We start from the raw sequence: 16,891 nt of genomic DNA, 5'->3' as shown, positions 1-16,891 counted from the left end.
CCGTGCCGGAAGGGGGGCGAGGCGACCTAGAGGCCGACCTCCTTCATCAGCATGCCGACCTCGGTGTTGGTCAGCCGCCGCAGCCAGCCGGACTTCTGGTCGCCCAGGGTGATCGGCCCGAAGGCGGTGCGCACCAGCTTCTCCACCGGGAAGCCCGCCTCGGCGAGCATCCGGCGCACGATGTGCTTGCGCCCCTCGTGCAGGACGACCTCGACCAGGTAGTTCTTGCCGGTCTGCTCCACGACCCGGAAGTGGTCGGCGCGGGCGTAGCCGTCCTCCAGCTGGATGCCGTCCTTGAGCCGCTTGCCGACCTCGCGCGGCAGCGGGCCCTGGATCGCGGCGAGGTAGGTCTTCTTCACGCCGTACTTGGGGTGGGTCAGGCGGTGCGCCAGCTCGCCGTGGTTGGTGAGCAGGATGATGCCCTCGGTCTCCGTGTCGAGCCGCCCCACGTGGAACAGGCGGGTCTCGCGGTTGGTGACGTAGTCGCCCAGGCACTGGCGCCCGTCCGGGTCCTCCATGGTGGAGACGACACCGGCCGGCTTGTTCAGCGCGAAGAACAGGTACGACTGGGTCGCGACGGTCAGGCCGTCGACCTTGATCTCGTCCTTCTCCGGGTCGACGCGCACGCCCTGCTCGATCACGATCTCGCCGTTGACCTCGACGCGGCCCGCGTCGATCAGCTCCTCGCAGGCGCGCCGGGAGCCCATGCCGGCCCGGGCGAGGACCTTCTGCAGGCGCTCGCCCTCCTCCCCGGAGGTCTTCGGGGTCCCGCTCACGGGCTTGTTCGCGTACCGCTCGCGGTTGCGCTCCTCGGCGCGGGCGTCGTACTCGCGTGAGCGGGCCGGGGTGGTGCGCCCGCCGCCGCGCTGCGGGGACTGGCGGGGGCCGCCCTTGGCGCCGCCCCGGGCCGCGCCGCCGCGGCCCTTGCGGGGCTCCTCGGTGCCGCCCACGTCGTAGCGCCGCTCCTCGGGACGCGGCTTGCGCGGACGGCCGCCGCCACCGCCCTGCCGGTCGTCACGGCTGTTGCCGGCGCCGCGGTAGTTGCCGCGCCCGCCGCCGCTGCTGCCGCGGCCGCCGCTGTTGCCACCACGGCTCCCGCCGTTGTTTCCGCTGCTGTTCCTGCCGCTGCTGCTTCGCATCAAAGTTCCATCAGTCGTCTGCGTCCTCACGGCCCGGCGCATCCGGTGCGTCCGGGTCGAACGACGGGAGCCCCTCCTGCGTCTCCGCCTCGATCGCGTCCGCCTCGGGGAGGAAGGGCGCGAGTTCCGGCAGTTCGTCCAGGCCGCGCAGGCCCATCCGCTCCAGGAAGTAGTTCGTCGTCCTGTACAGGATCGCACCTGTTTCGGGTTCCGTGCCCGCCTCCTCGACCAGACCCCGCTGGAGGAGGGTGCGCATCACGCCGTCGCAGTTCACCCCGCGCACCGCGGAGACCCGCGACCGGCTCACCGGCTGGCGGTACGCGACCACGGCGAGGGTCTCCAGGGCGGCCTGGGTGAGGCGGGCGTGCTGCCCGTCGAGGACGAAGCGCTCGACGGCGGCGGCGTGCTCGGGGCGGCTGTAGAAACGCCAGCCGCCCGCGACGAGCCGCAGCTCGAAGCCGCGGCCCTGGACGGTGTACTCGTCGGCCAGCTCCCGCAGCGCGTCCGCGACGGCCCGGCGGGGGCGTTCCAGCACCTTGGCGAGGTGCTCCTCGGTCGCGGGCTCGTCGACGACCATGAGCACGGCCTCCAGCGCGGGCTTGAGCGCCGGCTGCTCCTCCTCGCCCACTGGTGCGCTCACGCCTTCTCCTCCTTCACGTCCTGCTCCACGATCCGGTCGAACTCGTCGGTGACGGTGACGTCCTCCCCGGCACCCCCGGCCCAGGTGACGGTCAGCTCGCCCAGTGCCTCCGGCTGCTCCAGCACGAGCGCCTTCTCCCGGTAGAGCTCCAGCAGCGCGAGGAAGCGGGCGACGACGGTGAGGGTGTCGTCCACACCCTCGGTCAGCTCCCGGAAGGTCGCGCTGCCGCGCTCCCTGAGCAGCCCGACGACCACCTCGGCCTGCTCCCGGACGCTGACCAGGGGCGCGTGGATGTGGTCCACGTACACCTGGGGCTTCGGCTTGGGCTGCATGGCCTTGACCGCGAGCCTGGCGAAGCCCTCGGGGCCGATGCTGATGACGACGTCGGGCAGCAGCTCGGCGTGGTGCGGCTCCAGCCCGACGGTCCGCGGGAAGCGACGGGCCTCGTCGTCGAGCCGGCCCTCGAAGATCTGCGCGATCCGCTTGTACGCGCGGTACTGGAGCAGCCGGGCGAAGAGCAGGTCCCGCGCTTCGAGCAGCGCGAGGTCGGCCTCGTCCTCGACCTCGGCGGCGGGCAGCAGCCGGGCGGCCTTGAGATCGAGCAGGGTCGCGGCGACGACGAGGAACTCGGTCGTCTGATCGAGGTCCCAGTCCGGCCCCATGGCCCGGATGTGCGCCATGAACTCGTCGGTCACCTTGGACAGGGCGACCTCGGTCACGTCCAGCCGGTGCTTCGAGATGAGCTGCAGCAGAAGGTCGAACGGCCCCTCGAAGTTCGCCAGCCGCACGGTGAACCGCCCGTCCCCGGCGGTATCGGGGCCTTGCGCCCCGGGCGGGCCCGCGTCCCCGGGGGCGTCACGCACGTCCTCCGGGGACGCGGGCTGGCTCACGCCCTCTGTGGCGTCGGCCGACCCCGCCTGCGCGGGCACCGCTCCGGCCCCGCCCGGCCCGGGCGGGGCCGGAGCGTCGGCAAGTGCGACCGGGCCAGCCACCGGAGACACGCCCACGCCCGTGGCCGCGCCCGCCGCCGGGCTCGCGGCAAGCGGTTCGGCCGAACCGAAGGCGGGGGCGTTCGCAGGAACGCCCCTCGAAGGCGCGCCCGTCTCCGGGACGGCGGCCCGAACCGGGTCAGCCTGGGCAGGCGGCCCGCCGGGGTTCGCGGCACGCGTGCCCGCCGCAGGCCCGGCAGCAACCGACGCGCGCGCGTCGGGGGCGGGGCTGTCCAGCGCCCCGATGTTCCCCGGGGGCTCGGCTGTCTCCGGAACGGCGACCCGGCCCGCGTCGGGAGGAACGTCCCCCGAAGACGCGCTCGTCCCCGACGAGACGACGGCCCCGCCCGGGTCAGCCGGGTCCGAAGGCGCGCCCGTCTCCGGCGGGACGACAACCCCACCCGGTTCGGTCGGGTCCGAAGCGCCGGCGGCGCCCCCCGGGGCCGCCGGCGGACGCGACGCCCCCGGGCCGCGGCCCAGGGCGCGGCGGGACGGGGGGCGGGACGTTTCGTCGGGCGGGGGCATGGTGGTCCAGGGGGCGGCGCGGGTGGGCGAGGACGCAGGTTATCGCGTCCGGCCGGGTCAGCGGCCGCGCAGCCGGCGGACCAGGATGCTCGCGTCGCCGCGCTGTTCCAGGTCCGCGAGGACGACCGCGACCGCCTCGCGGACGATCCGGCCGCGGTCGACCGCGAGGCCGTGCTCGCCGCGCAGCACCAGGCGCGCGTGTTCGAGGTCCATCAGTTCCTCGGCCGACACATAGACGGTGATCTTCTCGTCGTGCCGTTCGCGCCCGCTGGGCCGCCGGTTGACCCCGCGCCCGCGCCGCCGGGGCGCGCCCGCGGCCTCGGGAGCGGCGGCCGGTCCCGCGCCCGTCGCCGCGGCCGGCGCCCGCCGGGCCCGCGGCGTGCCGCCGCCCGCCGCGTCACCGCCGCGGCTGCGCTGCTCGCCGACGGTCTCCGCGTCCGCGGTGGCGTGCTCCTGCGGCTCCTCCGGAGCCGCACCCTCCGTCGCGGGCGCGCTCTCACCGGCCGGCGCGGGCACCCGCGGCTCGCCGTTCGCCTGCTTGCGCGGAGTGGACGCCTGCAGCGCCGTGCCCCCGGTCGTACGGAACAGCTCGTCGGCCCCGGGCAGACTCACTCGGCGTGACACCGGGCGAGCACCTCCCTGGCGAGCTGGCGGTAGGCGGCCGCGCCCACGGAGTTGGACGCGTAGGTGGTGATGGGCTCACCGGCGACCGTGGTCTCCGGGAAACGCACGGTCCGGCCGATGACCGTGTGGTAGACGTGGTCGTCGAACGCCTCGACGACCCGCGCCAGCACCTCGCGGCTGTGCACCGTGCGGGAGTCGTACATCGTGGCGAGGATGCCGTCGAGCTCCAGGTCGGGGTTGAGCCGCTCCTGGACCTTCTCGATGGTCTCGGTCAGCAGCGCCACCCCGCGCAGCGCGAAGAACTCGCACTCCAGCGGGACGATCACCTTGTGCGCGGCGGTCAGCGCGTTGACCGTGAGCAGGCCGAGGGAGGGCTGACAGTCGATCACGATGTAGTCGTAGTCGGACATCAGCGGCTTCAGCGCGCGCTGGAGCGTGGACTCGCGCGCGACCTCGCTGACCAACTGCACCTCTGCGGCGGAGAGGTCGATGTTGCTCGGCAGCAGGTCCATGTTGGGCACGGCCGTCTTGAGCAGCACCTCGTCCGCCGACATCCCCCGCTCCATGAGCAGGTTGTAGACGGTGAGGTCGAGTTCCATCGGGTTGACGCCGAGGCCCACGGAGAGCGCGCCCTGCGGGTCGAAGTCGACGAGGAGCACCCGGCGGCCGTACTCGGCGAGCGCCGCGCCCAGGTTGATGGTCGACGTGGTCTTGCCGACGCCGCCCTTCTGGTTGCACATCGCGATGATCTTCGCGGGGCCGTGGTCGGTCAGCGGGCCCGGGATCGGGAAGTACGGCAGGGGCCGGCCGGTGGGGCCGATCCGCTCGCGGCGCTGGCGCGCGGCGTCGGGCGCGAGGGTGGCCGCGTACTCGGGGTCGGGCTCGTACTCGGCGTCGGGGTCGTAGAAGTGCCCCTCGGGGACTTCCTCGTAGGCGGCGAAGTGGGTGGACTCTCGGCCACTCTCGTTGCCGGCCGTGGCGTTCACGTATGGGCCGTCCATCGTCTTCATCGTGTGGGGTGTCGTCAGGTGCGTCGGCTGCTGGTGCGTCGCCGGCGAGCGGAGGGCGACGGAGCCGGCGGCATCGGGTCCGGCCGACGGGTCCGAGCCCGCCGCGACCGCTCCTGGCCGTCCACCCCCGGGAGTAAATGTCGACTCATTCACAAGTCGTCTTACCTCCTTGGATGTGACCAGGACACTTATCGATAGGTCAGCGTGGCACCATGCCGACGGTTGGCGACTCTATGGCGTGTCACCGGTCCGCAGCAACACAATCCGCCGGACCCGGCCCGATGTGTCGGTAATCGAACTCCCCTCTGTCAAGGGCGCACGCCCCTTTTCACGTGCCTCGGTGCGCCGGTTTCGGGGGTGGGCGAAACGGTTAAAGGGTTACGTTCGAGACGAGTTGATCGCCCGCGCGGGGCCCGGACGCACATGTCCGGCCGGACCTTGCTTCCCAAGGACCGGCCGGACACGAGAGGTTGACGGCGCGGGTTGACCCCGGCGCCGGGGAACTCAGACCAGCAGGGTGTGCAGCTCCACGCTCTCCAGGCCGTGCGCCTCGGCGACCTCCTGGTAGACGACCTTGCCGTCATGGGTGTTGAGGCCCTTGGCCAACGCGGGGTCACGGCGCAGCGCCTCGACCCAGCCGTTGTTCGCCAGCGACACGATGTACGGCAGCGTGGCGTTGGTGAGCGCGTAGGTGGAGGTGTTGGGGACCGCGCCGGGCATGTTGGCGACGCAGTAGAAGACCGAGTCGTGCACCGTGAAGGTCGGCTCGGCGTGGGTGGTCGGACGGGAGTCCTCGAAGCAGCCGCCCTGGTCGATGGCGATGTCGACAAGGACACTTCCTGGCTTCATCTTGGCGACCAGCTCGTTGGTGACCAGCTTCGGGGCCTTGGCGCCGGGGATGAGCACCGCGCCGATGACGAGGTCGGCCTCGACGACGGCCCGCTCCAGCTCGTAGGCGTTGGAGACGATCGTCTGCACCTTGGTGCCGAAGATCCGGTCGGCCTCGCGCAGCTTGTTGATGTCCTTGTCGAGCAGGGTGACGTGGAAGCCCATGCCGACGGCGATCTGGGTGGCGTTCCAGCCGGAGACGCCGCCGCCGATGACCACGGCACGGCCGGCGTGGGTGCCGGGGACGCCGCCGGGCAGGACGCCGCGCCCGCCGGCCGAGCGCATCAGGTGGTACGCGCCGACCTGCGGGGCGAGCCGGCCCGCGACCTCGGACATCGGGGCGAGCAGCGGCAGGGCGCGGCTCGCGGTCTCGACGGTCTCGTAGGCGATGGCGGTGGTGCCGGACTCCAGGAGGGCGTCCGTGCACTCGCGGGAGGCCGCGAGGTGCAGGTAGGTGAAGAGGGTCTGGTCCTTGCGGAGGCGGTGGTACTCCTCGGCGATGGGCTCCTTGACCTTGAGCAGCAGGTCGGCGGTGGCCCAGACCTCGTCGGCGGTGGGCAGGATCTGCGCGCCTGCGGCGACGAACTCCTCGTCCGTGATCGAGGAGCCGAGGCCGGCGGACTGCTCGATGACGACCTGGTGGCCGTGGCGCACCAGCTCGTGCACGCCGGCGGGGGTGATGGCCACCCGGAACTCGTTGTTCTTGACCTCGCGGGGGATGCCGACCTTCACGTCGATCACGGTCCTTGGCTCAGAGGGAAAAAAGCGGTCAATGCCATGGATACCCAGACGCACCTGGGCGCACCGGGACACGCCACGTGAACACGCAGCTCGACCAGTCTAATGAAGGACTTCCCGCTGTCTAGCCTTGCAAAGCATTAATCTTCTTCGGAACCACTGCGGATTTCGTAGGCGGAACCCTCCTCTCCAAGGAGCCTTTCCGCTGCGTGGCGGTGCAGTTGCGCTGCGGAGACGTCCCCGAGCCGCTCCAGGGTGTCGGCCAGCCTGAGCTGGAGAGCGGCCTGGAGACGGGTGTCCCCGGCCTCCCGCGCCCACTCGGCCGCCTCCCGGCAGGTGCGCAGCGCCTCCTCGGGCCGGCCCGCGTACTCCTGCACCCGCGCGGCCTCGCTGAGCGCCCGCGCCCGGGCGGGGACGTCGCCGAGCCTGCGGTACCCGGCCACGGCGGCCCGCCAGTGGCGCAGCGCCTCGCCGTACCGGCCCGCGTAGGTGTGCACCGAGCCGAGCCGCCCGTAGAGGCGGGCCTCGTCCGCGTACTCGCCGCGGGACTGGCGCTGGGCCAGGGCGCGGCCGTACCAGTCGGCGGCCCGGTTCCAGTCCTCCAGCTCCTGGTAGGCGCCGCCGACGGATTCCATCGCGCGGCCCGTGGCGTAGGCGTCGCCGCCGAGCCGTCCGGCGTCGAGGGCGGCCCGGTAGCGGGCCAGTGCCTCCCGGGTGCGGCCGGTCCGGGCGTCCAGGTCGGCGAGGTTGAGCAGGGCCGCGGCGCGCTCCCGGTGCAGGCCCCGGCGCCCGGCGACGTCCAGCACCAGGCGGTGCAGCCCGTACAGCTCGGGGGCGGCGGCCTCGGTGCCGCAGTGCGCCGCCAGGGCCCTGACCAGCGCGGACACCAGCCGGCGGGCGAGGGTGTCCAGCTCCCCGTCGTCGACGGCGAGCCGGGCGGCGGCCAGCAGGGCAGGGCGGCCGTCCCGCAGCCACTCGGCGGCCTCCTCGACGGTGGCGAAGCGCAGGGCCCTCGGCAGCGCGGCCAGCTTCCGGCGCGCCGGGGTGCCCTCGGGCTCGGTGATCGCCCGGCAGGCCTGGAGCCGGCGCACGGTCCGCTCCAGCATCCGGGCCCGGGCGAGCTGGATCTCGGCGGGCCGGTCGGTGGCCTCCATCAGGGCGCGCAGATGACCGGCGAGGCAGCCCGGGACCTCGAAGCCGTCCTCGCCGCGCCGGTGCAGCAGCCCGGCGGTGGCCAGGTCGTCGAGGGTGGTGCGCGCTGCGGACACCGTGCAGCCCGCGAGGGCGGAGGCGGTGTGGGCGTCGGCCCGGCCGGCGGGGGCGAGGGCGAGAAGTCGCAGTATCCGGGCGGCCGGCGCCGGCAGGGCCTCGTGGACCAGGCGGAACGCCCGGACCAGGGGGCGCGCGGCATGCGGGTGCTCACCGTCGACCGGGAGCGCCCGGAGCTGCTTGACGGCGTCGGCCACGGAGGAGCCCGGCCGGGCGGCCAGCCAGCCGCCGACCAGGAGCAGCGCGGCCGGCTGCCCGCCGCACTCCTCGGCCACCGTCTCGGCGGCCTGCGGGTCGACGGTGATGCGGACCTCGCCGGTGAAGGCGGTGAGCATTTCGATGGCGGATTTGGGGTCCATCCCGCCCAGGGTGCAGGGGCGGACGCCCGGGATGCCCGTGAGGGGCCCCTCGGCGACGGCGACGACGAGGGCGTCCGGGTTCTCCGGGATCAGCAGGTCCACCTGCTCGGCGTCGCGGGCGTCGTCCACCAGCAGCACGGCCCGGCGGACCGCCAGGGCCTCGCGGACCGCCTCGGTGAGTTCGTCCTCCCCCGCGCCGGGCGGCGAGGCGGTGCCGAGCTCGTCGAGGAGCCCGCGGGCGGCCTGGTCCAGCGGGACGGGGCGGCCGCCGGGCTCGGTCAGCCGGATGCGCAGCAGCCCGTCCGGGTAGCGGTCGGCGACGGAGCGGGCGAACTCCTCGGCGAGGGCGGTACGCCCCGAGCCGGGGCGGCCCGCGACGAGGAGGACCCGGGCGCGGGGGGCCTTGCGGCCGGCGAGGGTGTCGAGTCCGGCGCGCTCGATGTCGGCGTGCAGGGACTTGAGTTCGCGCTGCCGGCCGAGGAAGCCGGGCCGTCTGCCGGGGGTGCGGTCACGCGAGCCGGACCGGATGTCGTCCGTCCGGTCGGGGCCGACCGGGTCCAGCGCCTGATCCGTCACGGGCCACGCTCCGTCCGCGCACGAGCCGAGCCCGCCGGGGCTCCGCACGGGCGTTGCGAGCCTAGTTCACGGACCGGGACGTTCCCGGCGGCACGGACGGGTACGGGACCCGGACCCCTCGATCGGATCAACTGATCGTCACACTTGGAGGTCTGAGGGCCCGTCACCCGGCGGTCCCGGCGGACCGGGCGGGCGGCCTACGCCTCGAACGGCCGGGCCGGCCACGGCGCGTCGGCGGGCCGCAACGCGTCCACGCCCTCGCCGTTCAGGGCCGCCGTCGCCGACAGCACGCCCACCACCAGGCAGGTGTTGTGCAGTTCACCGGCGAGCACCCCGCGCGCCAGCTCCTCCAGCGGCACCCGGGCGAGTTCCATGTCTGCCTCCTCCTCGGAGACCGTGAACCGCTCCCCCTCCGCCTCGGAGAGGTCGCGCGCCAGGAAGATCCGCACGGCCTCGTCGCAGCCGCCCGGGGTGGTGTACACGTCGGTGAGCACCCGCCAGTCCTCGGCCTTGACGTGCGCCTCCTCGTACAGCTCGCGCTGGGCGGCGTGCAGCGGGTTCTCGCCGGGGACGTCGAGCAGACCGGCCGGGATCTCCCACAGCTTGTGCCGGACGGGGTGCCGGTACTGGCGCAGGACCAGGACCCGGCCCTCCTCGTCCAGGGCGAGCACCGCGACCGAGCCCGGGTGGACCTGGTAGTCGCGGGTGACGACCGACCCGTCGGGCATGACGACGCTGTCGGTGCGGACGCTCGTCTTGTTGCCCCGGAACGGCGTCGCGGTCGCGGTGACCGGCCACTCCTCGGGCGTGTCCTTGAGGGTCATCGAAGCGTCCTTCCACAGCGCGCACACGGAAACCGGGGCGCCGCCCGCGAAGGGCGCGCACCCCGGTCAACCGTATCGTCTGCGGATCAGCGGATCAGTCGCCCGTGCCCGCCTGCTGGCGCTCGACGGCCGCCTTCACCAGGCCCGCGAAGAGCGGGTGCGGGCGCGTCGGGCGCGAGCGCAGCTCCGGGTGGGCCTGCGTGGCGACCAGGTAGGGGTGCACATCGCGCGGGTACTCGACGTACTCCACCAGCTTGTTGTCCGGGGAGGTGCCCGAGAAGAGGATGCCCGCCTTCTTCTCCAGCTCCGCGCGGTAGGCGTTGTTCACCTCGTAGCGGTGGCGGTGGCGCTCCTCGATGTAGGGCTGGTCGTCGTAGACCTCGCGCACGATCGAGCCCTCGGCGAGCTTGGCCGGGTAGAGGCCGAGGCGCATGGTGCCGCCCAGGTCGCCCGCGCCCTCCACATAGGCGAGCTGCTCCTCCATGGTGGAGATCACCGGGTGCGCGGTGGCCGCGTCGAACTCGGTGGAGTTGGCGTCGGGGATCTCGGCCAGGTTCCGGGCGGCCTCGATCACGATGCACTGGAGGCCCAGGCAGAGGCCGAGCAGCGGCACCTTGTGCTCACGGGCCCAGCGGATCGCGCCGACCTTGCCGTCCACCCCGCGCTCACCGAAGCCGCCGGGGATCACGATGGCGTCCACGTCGCCGAGCTGCTTCTCGGCGCCGGCCTGGGTCTTGCAGTCGTCCGAGGTGACCCACTTGACCTTCACCCGGGCCTTGTTGGCGAAACCGCCGGCGCGCATCGCCTCGGTCACCGACAGATAGGCGTCGGGCAGGTCGATGTACTTGCCGACCAGGGCGACGGTGACCTCGTGGTCGGGGTTGTGCACCCGGTCCAGCAGGTCGTCCCAGGTCGTCCAGTCCACGTCGCGGAAGGGCAGGTCGAGCTTGCGCACCACATAGGCGTCCAGGCCCTCGGTGTGCAGGACCTTCGGGATGTCGTAGATCGACTTGGCGTCGATGGCGGCGACCACGGCGGCCTCGTCCACGTCGCACATCAGGGAGATCTTGCGCTTGATCGCGGTCGGCACGTCCCGGTCGGCGCGCAGCACGATCGCGTCCGGCTGGATACCGATGTTGCGCAGGGCGGCGACCGAGTGCTGGGTCGGCTTGGTCTTCAGCTCGCCGGACGGGCCGATGTAGGGCAGCAGGGAGATGTGCACCACGAACACGTTGTCCCGGCCCACCTCGTGGCGGACCTGGCGGACGGTCTCCAGGAACGGGAGCGACTCGATGTCGCCGACCGTGCCGCCGACCTCGGTGATGACCACGTCGACGTCGTCGGTGGCCATCCGGCGGATGCGCGACTTGATCTCGTTGGTGATGTGCGGGATGACCTGCACGGTGTCGCCCAGGTACTCGCCGCGCCGCTCCTTGGCGATGACCTGCGAGTAGACCTGGCCGGTGGTGACGTTGGCGGAGCCGTCGAGGTCGACGTCGAGAAAGCGCTCGTAGTGGCCGATGTCCAGGTCGGTCTCGGCGCCGTCGTTGGTGACGAACACCTCACCGTGCTGGAAGGGGTTCATCGTGCCCGGGTCGACGTTCAGGTACGGGTCGAGCTTCTGCATCGTGACCCGCAGGCCCCGTGCCTTGAGGAGCGCGCCGAGGCTGGAGGCCGTGAGGCCCTTGCCGAGGGAGGAGGCGACACCCCCGGTGACGAAGATGTGCTTGGTCGTCATGGTGTTGGGCGGCATCGCCAAGAGGGGGCTCCCGTGGTCGCGTGGTGGGGTGCGTCCGGCGTCCGGCCTGGTGGCGGGGACGGCGTCGCTGCGGTTTCGGCGGCGAGTCCGACTCGGGACGGCCACCGGTCCACGGGGTACCAGGGTATCAGCGACGGCGCACCGTCGCTTCCAGCCGATCCGGCCGTATACGGTCCGGGGCACGCCGCGGCCGGACGGCGGGACAACCGCTCGGCGCACCCCACCTGCCGCTCACCCGTTCGGCGCAATAACGTTGCCAGGACACCTGCGCGGACCCCCTGTGCGCGTCGTATCCTGCTCGGACACTCGCTGCCGAGCAGCACCGGACAGGCGGCGTTTCCCAGCCCGCCGGCCGGGCGGACGGCCCCCCACACCAGTCGAGTGGCGACACCGCCACGACGGTGGTTCCGGGTCGCCGCGGCTCGTCAACGACCCTTGACCGCAGTAACCGCAGTAACCGCAGACCGCAGTAAGCGCCCCGCGGGGCGGACGTGGCCGTTCGACTGGAGATGCACGTGGCCGGGCGCATCGAGGACTACGCACTCATCGGAGACATGCAGACCGCAGCACTGGTCTGCCGGGACGGCACGGTGGACTGGCTGTGCCTGCCCCGCTTCGACTCGCATGCCGTCTTCGCCGGTCTCCTCGGCACCGAGGAGCACGGCTTCTGGCGGCTCGGCCCGGCGTTCGGCGCGGACTCCGCGCCGCCGTCGGCCGACCGCCGGCACTACCGGGGCGACTCCCTGATCCTCGAATCGGAGTACGACACACCGCGCGGCACGGTGAGAGTGACCGATTTCATGCCCCCGCGCGACGGGGCCCCTCAGCTCATCCGGATCGTGGAGGGCGTCAGCGGCCGGGTGCCGATGCGCTCCGAGCTGAGGATGCGGTTCAGTTACGGCCGGATCACGCCGTGGGTGCACAAGGTCGGCAACCGCACGGTCGCGGTGGCCGGTCCGGACTCGGTGTGGCTGGACACCGAGGCCGACACCTACGGCAAGGACCTCACCACCTACTCCGACTTCACCGTCTCCCCCGGTGAGCGGATCGCGTTCACCATCAGCTGGCAGCCCTCCCACCGGGACCAGCCCGCGCTGCCCGAGCCCGAGGCGTCGCTGGAGGCCACGGCGGACTTCTGGCGCGAGTGGGTCGACCACTGCACCTACCACGGCCCCTACCGGGAGGCGGTGGTCCGCTCCCTGATCACGCTGAAGGCGCTGACCTACGCGCCGACCGGCGGGATCGTCGCCGCGCCCACCACCTCGCTGCCCGAGGAGATCGGCGGCGTCCGGAACTGGGACTACCGCTACACCTGGCTCCGGGACGCGGCGATCACCCTCTCCTCGCTGCTGCGCACCGGCTACCGCGAGGAGGCCCGCGCCTGGCGCGAGTGGCTGCTCCGCGCGGTCGCGGGCGACCCGGAGAACCTCCAGATCATGTACGGCATCGCCGGTGAACGGGAGCTGGGCGAGGCCGAGTTGGACTGGCTGCCGGGCTACGAGAACTCCCGCCCGGTCCGCGTCGGCAACGGCGCCGCCCACCAGCTCCAGCTCGACGTCTACGGCGAGGTCACCGAGGCCCTGCACCTGGCGCACATGACCGGGCTGAACCGCAACGACTACGCCTCCCTCCTCCAGCTCAAGCTGATCCAGTACCTGGAGAAGCACTGGGACCAGCCCGACGAGGGCATCTGGGAGGTCCGCGGCCCGCGCCGGCACTTCGTCCACTCCAAGGTCATGGCCTGGGTCGCCGTCGACCGCACCATCAAGCTCATCGAGTCCGGCGACGCGGACGGGCCGCTGGAGCGCTGGCGCGAGCTGCGCGAGGACATCCACCGGGACGTCTGCGAGAAGGGCTACGACCGGGAGCGGAACACCTTCACCCAGTCCTACGGCTCCAAGGAGCTGGACGCCTCCCTGCTGCTCATCCCGCAGATGGGCTTCCTGCCGCCGGACGACAAGCGGGTCATCGGCACCATCGAGGCGATCCAGCGGGAGCTGTCCACCGAGGACGGCTTCATCCTGCGCTACCCGACCGAGGGCTCGGACGCGGGAGTCGACGGCCTGCCCGGCGACGAGGGGGCGTTCCTCGCCTGCTCGTTCTGGATGGCGGACGACCTGGCGATGATCGGCCGGGTCGACGAGGCCCGCAAGCTCTTCGAGAAGCTGCTGAACCTCCGCAACGACCTGGGCCTGCTCGCGGAGGAGTGGGACCCGCGCCTCCAGCGGCAGGTGGGCAACTTCCCGCAGGCGTTCAGCCACGTCCCCCTGATCGACACGGCCCTGCGGCTGACCGCCTCCGGCGCGTACGGCGGCTGACCGGCGCCGGGCCGGGTCAGGCGGCGGGGCCGTCGGCGAGGAAGCCGGCCGGGTCAGGCGTCGGCGGGGCCGTCGGTGTCGGTGTCGGCGAGGAACTGCTCCTCGCACCAGGCCACGGCGTCGTCGCGGGTGCGCAGCCAGGCCCCGGGGTGGCCGTCGGCCTGCGCCAGGAACGGTTCCTGGACGGCGACGGCGACGCGGTGGCCCTGTCGTTCGAGGTCCGCGAGGGTGGCGGAGAGCATCGTGGCGGGGCCCGCGGTGATGACGGTGACCGCCGTGAGGTCCAGGACCAGCCCGCCGGGTTCGGCGGGGACGGCCTCCTCCACCGCGTTCAGGAGCTGCTCGGTCTCGGTGAACTCCAGATCGCCCTGGGCGCCGACCACGACGATCCGCCGCGGGTCGCGGTCCAGGGCCGCGGCCCGCTCGGGGTCGCGGGCGCGGGAGGAGCGGGCCGCGTCGACGGTGTCGGTGACGGTGGCCGTCAGATGGACCGGGACCTGCATCAGGTGCAGGGCGAAGCGTTCGGACATCTCGGTGAGGGCGGCCACGCCCCGCACCGAATTGCCCTCCGCGTCCAGCGGCGGGCTGTAGAGGGCGACGCCGAAACGGCCCGGACTGACCGCGATCAGCCCGCCGGCGACCCCGCTCTTGGCCGGCAGACCGACGTTCAGCAGCCACTGCCCCGCGCCGTCGTACATCCCGCAGGTGGCCATGATCGCCAGGGTGCGCACCGCGACGTCCTGGGCGACGACGCGTTCGCCGGTGACCGGGTTGCGGCCGCCCGTGGCCAGGGTCGCGGCCATGACCGCCAGGTCGGCGGCGGTGACGCGGACCGAGCACTGGCGGAAGTAGGTGTCGGTCACGGAGTAGGGGTCGTCCTCCAGCGATCCGGCGGAGCGCATCAGATAGGCGAGCGCGCGGTTGCGGTCGCCGCTGGCGGCCTCGGAGGCGTACACCTCCTCGTCGTAGTCCAGGCGGCGGCCGGCGAAGGCCGAGAGCCGGTCCAGGATGCGGGCGGAGCGCGCCGCGGGGTCGGCGGCCTTCACCAGGGCGGTGGTGGCGACCGCGCCGGCGTTGACCATCGGGTTGGCGGGCCGCCCGGTGCCCGGCTCCAGGCTGATGGCGTTGAACGCCTCACCGCTCGGCTCCGCGCCGACCCGTCGCAGCATCTCCTCGGGCCCCAGGTCGCTCAGGGCCAGGGCGTAGACGAAGGGCTTGGAGACCGACTGGATGGTGAAGAGGGTGTCGGACTTCCCCGCCTGGTAGCGGCGGCCGGCCATGCTGGTGAGGGCGATCCCGAAGTCGTCCGGGTCGGCCTGGGCGAGCTTGGGGATGTAGGAGGCGACCTCGCCGCCGCTCAGCGCGCCGATGCGCGCGTGGAGTTCCCTGAGAGATTCCGTCACCGAATCCATGAACGCCTCGCGCCTTCCGTTCCCGGACGCCCCCTGGGCCGGTGGCCGGCCCGGCCGTGCTCACTGTAAGGACGGCTCCGCGGCGGCCACAGCCGAAGGCGGCCGGGCGGGTGACCCGCCGGGCAGGCCGCTGCCCGCTCGCGGGCCGGGCCGGTGGCGCCGTGTTCACCGGCCCGGGTAGCGTCCGGCAGCATGGACAACCAGGGCGGGATCACCGTGCAGCGGGCCCTTGAACTGCCGGGGCTGCGGGCCGGGCTCCCGGAGGTCGTCGCGGGCGCCGACCGGCTGCAGCGGACCGTGCGCTGGGTGCACGCCGGTGAGGTCCCGAACATCGCCTCCCTGCTCAAGGGCGGGGAGCTGCTGCTGACGACCGGGCTGGGGCTCGGCGCCCGGCCCGCCGAGCAGCGCGCCTTCGTGCGGCAGCTCGCCGACCGGGGCATCGCCGCCCTGGTGGTCGAGCTGGGCCCCCGGTTCTCCCGGCTGCCGGCGACCCTCGTGGACACCGCCCGGGCCGCCGGGCTGCCGCTGGTGCAGCTCCACCGCGAGGTCCCCTTCGTCTCCGTGACGGAGGAGGTGCACACCGAGATCGTCAACCACCACTACGCCCTGCTGCGCCGCGCGGAGGAGGTCCACCGCCAGTGCACCCAGGCCCTGCTGGGCGGCGGCGGGGTGCCGCAGGTGCTGCGGATCCTCTCCGACTTCACCGGCAACCCGGTGTTCCTGGAGACCCCCGACGGCCAGCTGCTGTACGCCGCCGACACCGAGTCCGCCCCCGCCGACCCGCTCCAGGTCTGGGAGGGGCTGCGTGGCGGGCGGGCCGCGCGGGAGTCGGGCCCGCCGACGGGGGCCGTGCTGGTGGACGTGCCGGGCGGCGGGCCCGGGGCCGGTTCGGTGCGGGCCCGGCTGGTGCTCCTCGCGGTGGCCGGGCCGCTGTCGCCGGTGCACCGGATGGCGGCGGAGCGGGCCGCCGCGATCCTGGCGGTGGTGCTGATGCAGGCCCGTCAGGAGGAGGAGCTGGCGGCGCGTGGGCGGGGCGACTTCCTGACCGATCTCGCGGAGGGCCGGATCTCCCCCGAGGACGCGCCCGCGCAGGCCCGGGTCCTCGGCTTCAAGCCCGGGGACGGGCCGGTGCTGCCCGTGGTGATGCGGCTGGCCCCGGAGCAGGCCCCGTCGGGGAACTGGGCGCTGCTGGCCCGGGTCGTCGGGGAGGAGCTGTCCTCGGTGGGCGTGCCAGTGCTGGTGGGGGTGCGGCCGGTCGAGGGCCGGGTGCCGGTGCTGGTCGCCCTGCGGGCCGAGCCGGAGCGCGCCGCGACCGCCGACAAGGTGGCGGCGGCCCTGCGCGCCGGTGCGGAACGGGCGGGCCTGGACCGGCCGGGCGGGCATCCGCCGGTCGTGGTGGTCGGTGTCGCGGGGGCCTGGGCGGCGACGGCGGCGGGGCTGCGGCACGCGGTGGAGACGGCGACGGCGGCGGAGGGCCTGACCGACCGGCCCTGGTACGACGCCCGCCGCCTGGACATCGACCTGCTGCTGTGGCGGCTGCGGGACCACCCGGACCTGGCGGCCTTCGTGGAGCGGGCGATCGGCCCGCTGCGCGCCCATGACGCGGCCTCCCGCCCGGCGCTGCTGCCGACCCTGGAGACCTATCTCGCGCACGCGGGCCGCAAGGCGGAGACCGCCCGCGAGCTGCACCTCAACCGGCAGACCCTCTACAACCGGCTGGCCCGGATCGGCGATCTGCTGGGCACGGACCTGGACGACCCGGAGGCGGTCCTCTCCCTCTCCCTGGCGCTGCGGGCCCGCCGCCACACCCCGCGCCCGTGA

At 73.4% G+C, this 16,891-nt stretch carries 12 protein-coding genes; 2 read left to right on the top strand and 10 right to left on the bottom strand.

The features are described from left to right. Positions 1-26: 26 nt before the first annotated feature. The 9 genes from ABZ457_RS25660 to ABZ457_RS25620 all read right to left on the bottom strand — a co-directional run bounded on the left by ABZ457_RS25660 (position 27) and on the right by ABZ457_RS25620 (position 11,334). Positions 27-1,139 (bottom strand): pseudouridine synthase, encoded by a 1,113-nt coding sequence (locus ABZ457_RS25660; protein ID WP_359161577.1) that lies wholly within the window; start codon positions 1,137-1,139, stop codon positions 27-29. A 10-nt stretch (positions 1,140-1,149) separates the two neighbouring features. Beyond that, on the bottom strand, positions 1,150-1,779 hold the full coding sequence (gene scpB / locus ABZ457_RS25655; RefSeq protein WP_359161574.1) for an SMC-Scp complex subunit ScpB: 630 nt from the start codon (positions 1,777-1,779) through the stop codon (positions 1,150-1,152). Beyond that, entirely contained in the window at positions 1,776-2,786 is a 1,011-nt protein-coding gene (locus ABZ457_RS25650; protein ID WP_359161571.1) for a segregation/condensation protein A, read from the bottom strand. The genes scpB and ABZ457_RS25650 overlap by 4 nt, the downstream gene beginning before the upstream one ends. Before the next feature lie 564 nt (positions 2,787-3,350). Next, positions 3,351-3,917: a hypothetical protein gene (locus tag ABZ457_RS25645; protein WP_359161568.1), complete on the bottom strand. Its 567-nt coding sequence runs from the start codon at positions 3,915-3,917 to the stop codon at positions 3,351-3,353. After that, positions 3,902-5,080, bottom strand: a complete 1,179-nt coding sequence (locus ABZ457_RS25640; protein WP_359161565.1) for a ParA family protein — start codon at positions 5,078-5,080, stop codon at positions 3,902-3,904. The genes ABZ457_RS25645 and ABZ457_RS25640 overlap by 16 nt, the downstream gene beginning before the upstream one ends. A 351-nt stretch (positions 5,081-5,431) precedes the next feature. Then, positions 5,432-6,547 carry an alanine dehydrogenase gene (gene ald / locus ABZ457_RS25635; protein WP_359161645.1) on the bottom strand — a complete coding sequence of 372 codons (1,116 nt, stop codon included), beginning with the start codon at positions 6,545-6,547 and terminating at the stop codon, positions 5,432-5,434. A gap of 146 nt (positions 6,548-6,693) precedes the next feature. After that, on the bottom strand, positions 6,694-8,709 hold the full coding sequence (locus ABZ457_RS25630) for a tetratricopeptide repeat protein (protein WP_359161642.1): 2,016 nt from the start codon (positions 8,707-8,709) through the stop codon (positions 6,694-6,696). Between the two features lie 245 nt (positions 8,710-8,954). Beyond that, positions 8,955-9,581 carry an NUDIX hydrolase gene (locus ABZ457_RS25625; RefSeq protein ID WP_359161562.1) on the bottom strand — a complete coding sequence of 209 codons (627 nt, stop codon included), beginning with the start codon at positions 9,579-9,581 and terminating at the stop codon, positions 8,955-8,957. Between the two features lie 94 nt (positions 9,582-9,675). Next, a complete protein-coding gene (locus tag ABZ457_RS25620) occupies positions 9,676-11,334 on the bottom strand; it encodes a CTP synthase (protein WP_359161639.1) in 1,659 nt (552 codons plus the stop codon). A 521-nt stretch (positions 11,335-11,855) separates the two neighbouring features. Here ABZ457_RS25620 and ABZ457_RS25615 point away from each other — a divergent pair. Further along, a complete protein-coding gene (locus tag ABZ457_RS25615) occupies positions 11,856-13,658 on the top strand; it encodes a glycoside hydrolase family 15 protein (protein ID WP_359161636.1) in 1,803 nt (600 codons plus the stop codon). A 53-nt stretch (positions 13,659-13,711) separates the two neighbouring features. On the opposite strand, the gene glsA is transcribed toward ABZ457_RS25615, so the two are convergent. Then, on the bottom strand, positions 13,712-15,070 hold the full coding sequence (gene glsA / locus ABZ457_RS25610; RefSeq protein ID WP_359161559.1) for a glutaminase A: 1,359 nt from the start codon (positions 15,068-15,070) through the stop codon (positions 13,712-13,714). A 192-nt stretch (positions 15,071-15,262) separates the two neighbouring features. Between glsA and ABZ457_RS25605 the strand changes: the two genes are divergently transcribed. After that, a complete protein-coding gene (locus ABZ457_RS25605; RefSeq protein ID WP_359161556.1) occupies positions 15,263-16,891 on the top strand; it encodes a PucR family transcriptional regulator in 1,629 nt (542 codons plus the stop codon).

Origin of the sequence: Streptomyces sp. NPDC005805 (assembly GCF_040630445.1) — a bacterium.
Lineage (GTDB): Bacteria > Actinomycetota > Actinomycetes > Streptomycetales > Streptomycetaceae > Streptomyces.
This window is presented reverse-complemented; position numbering and strand designations above follow the sequence as displayed.